Here is a 5,080-nt window from a genome sequence, read left to right as displayed (position 1 = left end):
TTGAAGCTCACGACCTGCCATCCAGGAGCCGCCGACGGCGAGTACGGCGGGCAGCGACAGGTAATCGGCAAGATTGGCTGGTCCTACACCGCCGGTCGGGATGAATCGGGTGAAGGTGAACGGCGCGGCCAGCGCTTTCACGCTCGGTGGGCCGCCCAGTTGCTGTGCGGGAAAGTACTTGAGCACGTCGATGCCGGCTTCCATGGCCATCAGGATGTCCGTCGGCGTTGCCACTCCTGGTATCACTTCGATTCCCCTGGCGCGACATCGTTCGATCACGGGCGGGCTGAAGCCGGGGGACACGGCGAACTGTGCGCCTGCGTCGACCGCGTGGTCGACGTCGGCCGGGTTGAGCACGGTGCCGGCGCCGACAAGCAGGTCGCCTCGGTTCGCGACTGTACGGATGGCCGGCAGGGCGGCTTGGCTGCGGAGCGTCACCTCGATGGCGCGAACGCCGCCCAGTCGTAGCGCTTCGGCGAGTGGCATGGCCGCTGAGATGTCGTCGATCGTGAGTACGGGCAATATTCTCGTGTCGGCGATCGCTGCCAGCGGCGCGCCCTCCGGGCATGCCCGCTCGCGGTCGTGGTCGCCGCTCATGGCGCGCTCGCCGCCGTCAGCCGGGCCACCTGGTTGATGCCGCCATGCTGATTGATCAGCGCGGGAGCGTCCCCGTTGGGTCTGGGCGGCTGGTGACGAGCGTGCGCACGACGGTCACAGTCGGGTGGCGTGCCGTAGACGAGGGCACCGATCTCATGGTGGGTACCGCACGTCCCGGCCTCGATCCCTCGCAGCAAGGCCTCGCGGCCGGTCACGACGCCCGACTCGGGCCACTCGATGACCCGGACTCCGCCCGCGCCTGGAATCACGGCCATCGCATGCATGATTAGGACCTATGCGAAGGGGGGTTAGGCCCTTGCGGGTGGGAACTGGCCGTCACATCGTTGACCGGGAAACGCGCCGGTTGGCCGGTCAGGACCCGTACGGCCTCTTCGGCGGCGATGCGCCGCACCGTCCTGATGGCCTCCTCGGAATAGTAGGCGGCGTGGGGTGTGACGATCACGTTGGGGAGGCTGAGGAGCGGGTTGCTCGGGCGCCAGTCGCGTTGTTTCGCGGGTTCCTCCTCGAGGTCGTCCAGTGCTGCGCCGACGATCCACCCTTCGGTGAGGGCCTGGTAGATCGCCGTGTCCTCCACAATGGGCCCTCGCGCGGTGTTGATGAGGACGGCGGTCGGCTTCATCCTGCGGAGCGTCGCATCGTCGAAGGTGTGGCGTGTCTGTGGGGTGAGCGGCGACTGGACCACCAGGTAGTCGGCACCTTCCACGAGGTCATCGAAGGACACCGGCCGGACCTGGCGTGATCGCATCTCGGACTCGTCGAGAAACGGGTCGTGTGCCCAGACCTCGACGCCGAACGCTTGCGCGCGTTCGGCGATGAGCCGTGCGATCGAGCCGAAGGACAGCAGCCCGAGAACCCGTCCCCTCAGCCGCCAGATCGGCTGTCCGGTCTGCCAGCGCCATTCGCCCTGCCGGGTCGCCCTATCGTATTCGCAGATCTTACGGGCGGCGGCGAGCCAGAGCGCGACGGCGTGATCGGCGACCTCTTCGGCGCACCACTCGTTCGGCGCGTTCGTGACCTGGACGCCCCGTCGGGTCGCGGCGGCGACGTCGACGATGTCCACGCCCGTGCCGTACCGAGCGATCACCCGGCAGCGGGTGAACGCGTCGATGGCGCGGGAACCGACCCGCGCGTACTGGGTCAGGACGCCGTCGACGTCTCGACCCTTCTCGATCACCTCATCCTCGCTCTTGCACTGTGTGGCAAGGAGCTGGAATCCGGCGCCTTCGACGATTGCGCGTTCGATGTCCACATCGCCGAAGTCGAAGTCGGCGATCAGGATCGTGCCGTTGGGCTCAGTGCGAGTCACGGGGAATCCCCTTGGTGTGTGCGAGATCCTGGTACGACACGGCGAGCTCCAGGCAGCCTCCGCCGTCCAGCTGCCCGACCGTGGAGCGGTAGATCTCCTGCCATGGTGTCTGGTGCTCCAATGTCGGCGGTGTGTATTCGGCCCACCGCGCGGCGATCTCCTCATCTGACAGCAGGACGTCGACACGTGCGTTGTCCAGGTCGATACGGATCCGGTCGCCGGTGCGCAAGATGGCGAGGTTGCCGCCGGCCGCGGCCTCTGGGCTGGCGTTGAGAATGGACGGTGCGTCCGAGGTGCCGCTCTGCCGGCCGTCACCGAGTGTGGGCAGCGCGGTGACTCCCCGCTGGATCAGCGCGGTGGGAGCCTCCATGTTCACGACCTCGGCCGATCCCGGATAGCCGATCGGCCCGGTGTAGCGGATGACGAGAATGCAGCCCTCGTCGATGCCCAGCTCGGGATCTTCGATGCGGGCGTGGTAGTCCTCCGGCCCGTCGAAGACGATGGCGCGAAGGTCGAACACCGGCGGATCATCGGGATGCGGCAGGTAGCGGGCCCGGAACTCGTCGGTGAAGACCGAGACCTTCATGACCGCGGAGTCGAACAGGTTCCCGGTCATGACGAGAAGGCCTCCCCGCGCGGCAACAGGCTCGTCGAAGGGACGGATGACCGCCGGGTCGGCGGGTGGGACATTGTCCAAGTTCTCGGCCACGGTACGACCGGAGACCGTTACGGCATCGCGGTGCAGGCGTCCCGCTGCCAGCAACGACCGCATCACGGCGGGAACGCCGCCGGCGTGGTAGAAGTCCTCGCCGAGGAACTCACCGGCGGGGGCGAGGTTCACCAGCACCGGGATGTCGGCTCCAACGTGTTGCCAGTCCTGGTTGGACAGTGCCACCCCGACGTGGCGCGCGATGGCGTTGATGTGGATGGGCACGTTGGTCGAGGCGGCGATGGCCGATGCGACAACGATCGCGTTGTCGAAGGCCTGCCGGGTCATGATCTTGCGGGGGGTGAGGTCCTCGTGCACGATGGCCACCGCTCGCCGGCCTGTGTCGTAGGCCATCTGCGCCCGCTCGCGATAGGGGGCGGGGATCGCCGCACAGCCGGGCAGGGACATTCCCAAGGCCTCGGCCAGGCTGTTCATCGACAGCGCGGTGCCCATCGTGTTGCAGTGCCCGATGCTGGGCGCGGAAGCGGCCACGCGCGCCATGAATTCGTCGTAGTCGATCTGCCCGGTGGCAAGCAGCCGCCTCGACTGCCAGATCACCAGCCCCGAGCCTGTCGAGCCTGCCCGCTTGCCATTGTGATAGCCGTTGAGCATCGGTCCTCCGGACAGGACGATCGCCGGGATGTTCACCGTCGCCGCCGCGGTCAGGCACGCAGGCGTGGTCTTGTCACAGCCTGTCGTGAGGACCACTCCGTCGAGCGGATACCCGTAGAGCACCTCGACCAGCCCGAGATAGGCGAGGTTGCGGTCCAGCGCGGCGGTGGGTCGCTTGCCCGTCTCCTGCAAAGGATGGACCGGGAACTCGAACGGGATGCCACCGCCGTCACGGATCCCGTCCTTTACCCGGTCGGCGAGGGCGAGGTGGTGTCGGTTACAGGGAACCAGATCGTTACCTGTCTGGGCGATGCCGATGATCGGCCGGCCCGACTGAAGCTCCGCCGGGGTGAGGCCGTAGTTGAGGAAGCGCTCGAGGTACAGAGCCGTCATCTCCGGATTGCCCGCGTTGTCCCACCATGCCTGGCTACGCAGGTCCCCTGTGGTGCGTTTCGTCGGTGGCATGATGTGCTCCTCGCCGGCCTATCCGGGTTCCTGCCCCGGCGAGCTGGACGCTGCCGTGGCGTAGGTGGCATGGGAGGTGTCCGTGGGCGATGCCCAGGCCTGCACCCGCTTCGCCATTCCCTTCTCTACGTTGGCGCCCGGTTCGCGGGCGTGGCGGATGCTATCGATCGCCGGCTGCTCCACGCCCTCGCCCCATTCCCCGCCGAACCGCCCCGTGCCGTAGGCGATCGGCGTGACCTGAAGTTCGGGTCGACCAAGCCTCACCGTCTCCATCTACCGCCCCCCGGAAGACGTCTTCTACGCCGCCACTTACCCGGCACTCACTCGCGAAATCCGCTTGACATGCGGAAATATGGCAAAGGTCGATGCTTGCCGTCTCATGGAAGTCGTGTCCGCGGGCCGGTGGACGAGCTGGTGCACCCCAACTATCGAAGCCCCACCGCCGGGTTACGGGTACGCACACGCCCATTCCGCCCCAGCTCACCGGGCCCGGTTCGCCCTGAGCGGTGCGGTGGCCGATTCACACTCAGCGGGGCGCGTTTTGCTGCTGGGGAACCGGCCCGTCCGATCCGGCCGGGTACTCCTGAAGCGGAACGAGGTCCTTTGACCAGGCTGACAGTACTGGCGTGAGGACCCGCCATGACTCTTCGGCCTCGTCGCCGCGGATGGACAGGGCGGCGTTCCCGTTCAGCACGTCGAGCAGTACCTGGCCGTAGGCGGGCAGCTCTGGCGGCTCTGTCCGGGCGGTCAGGGTGAGCGGAACAAGGGTTTGGGCGCGGGAGCCGATGCCCGTGAGATCCAGGGTGAGACCTTCTGGGTCGAGGCCGAATCGAAGCACGTTGGGCAGGGCTTTCCCGTTGTGCCCGAAGGGCAGGTGGGGCACGGGCCGGAATCGTACCGCGATCTCCTTGCGGTCATTTCCGAGCGCTTTGCCGCTGCGAAGGCGGAATGTCGTTCCTGACCAGCGCCAGCTGTCCAGTTCCAGCTCCACCTCGGCGAAGGTCTCGGTGCGGTGCCCCGGGTCCACGCCTTCCTCGTCAACGTACGCGGGAACCGCGTGGTCACCGATCCGGCCGGCCCTATAGCGTGCGCGGCGGGTGCTGCGGAGGACGTCCTTGTCGGTGAGGGGCCGTACTGAGCGCAGCACATCGACCTTCCGGTCACGTAGCTCGCGTTCGCCGAGGCTGATCGGCGGTTCCATGGCTACCAGGCACAGCAACTGGAGCAGGTGGTTCTGCACCATGTCCTTGAGTGCCCCGACGCCGTCGTAGTAGCCCGCTCTGCCTTCCAGCGCGAGGGACTCATCCCAGACGATCTCTACCTCGGCGATGTGGGTGCTGTTCCAGATGGGCTCGAGCACGCGGTTGGCC

5 protein-coding genes and 1 pseudogene are annotated in these 5,080 nt (G+C 67.2%); all 6 read right to left on the bottom strand.

Annotated features, from left to right (window positions below; all coding sequences use genetic code 11):
* On the bottom strand, positions 1-597 hold a 597-nt coding region (locus HKK72_RS35770; RefSeq protein ID WP_187238833.1), incomplete at its 3' end, for a bifunctional 4-hydroxy-2-oxoglutarate aldolase/2-dehydro-3-deoxy-phosphogluconate aldolase.
* Positions 594-872 (bottom strand): hypothetical protein, encoded by a 279-nt coding sequence (locus tag HKK72_RS35765; RefSeq protein WP_187238832.1) that lies wholly within the window; start codon positions 870-872, stop codon positions 594-596. The genes HKK72_RS35770 and HKK72_RS35765, both read right to left, overlap by 4 nt.
* An 11-nt stretch (positions 873-883) precedes the next feature.
* Positions 884-1,924 carry a C-terminal binding protein gene (locus tag HKK72_RS35760; RefSeq protein WP_187238831.1) on the bottom strand — a complete coding sequence of 347 codons (1,041 nt, stop codon included), beginning with the start codon at positions 1,922-1,924 and terminating at the stop codon, positions 884-886.
* Complete coding sequence (locus HKK72_RS35755) at positions 1,911-3,710, bottom strand: IlvD/Edd family dehydratase (protein WP_187238830.1); 1,800 nt, start codon at positions 3,708-3,710, stop codon at positions 1,911-1,913. The genes HKK72_RS35760 and HKK72_RS35755 overlap by 14 nt, the downstream gene beginning before the upstream one ends.
* 18 nt (positions 3,711-3,728) lie before the next feature.
* On the bottom strand, positions 3,729-3,974 hold the full coding sequence (locus HKK72_RS35750; protein WP_187238829.1) for a hypothetical protein: 246 nt from the start codon (positions 3,972-3,974) through the stop codon (positions 3,729-3,731).
* Between the two features lie 262 nt (positions 3,975-4,236).
* A pseudogene (locus HKK72_RS35745) lies at positions 4,237-5,080 on the bottom strand (glucose-6-phosphate dehydrogenase); the annotation flags it as partial.

This window comes from Actinomadura sp. HBU206391 (genome assembly GCF_014323665.1).
GTDB lineage: Bacteria > Actinomycetota > Actinomycetes > Streptosporangiales > Streptosporangiaceae > Actinomadura_C.
Note: the sequence above shows the minus strand (reverse complement) of the source record. Positions and strands in the feature narration are given on the sequence as shown.

What these genes read in the sequence shown, in the direction of transcription:
- HKK72_RS35765 (WP_187238832.1), bottom strand. Translation starts at nt 872, where the DNA reads ATGGCCGTGATTCCAGGCGCGGGCGGAGTCCGGGTCATCGAGTGGCCC.
- HKK72_RS35755 (WP_187238830.1), bottom strand. Translation starts at nt 3,710, where the DNA reads ATGCCACCGACGAAACGCACCACAGGGGACCTGCGTAGCCAGGCATGG.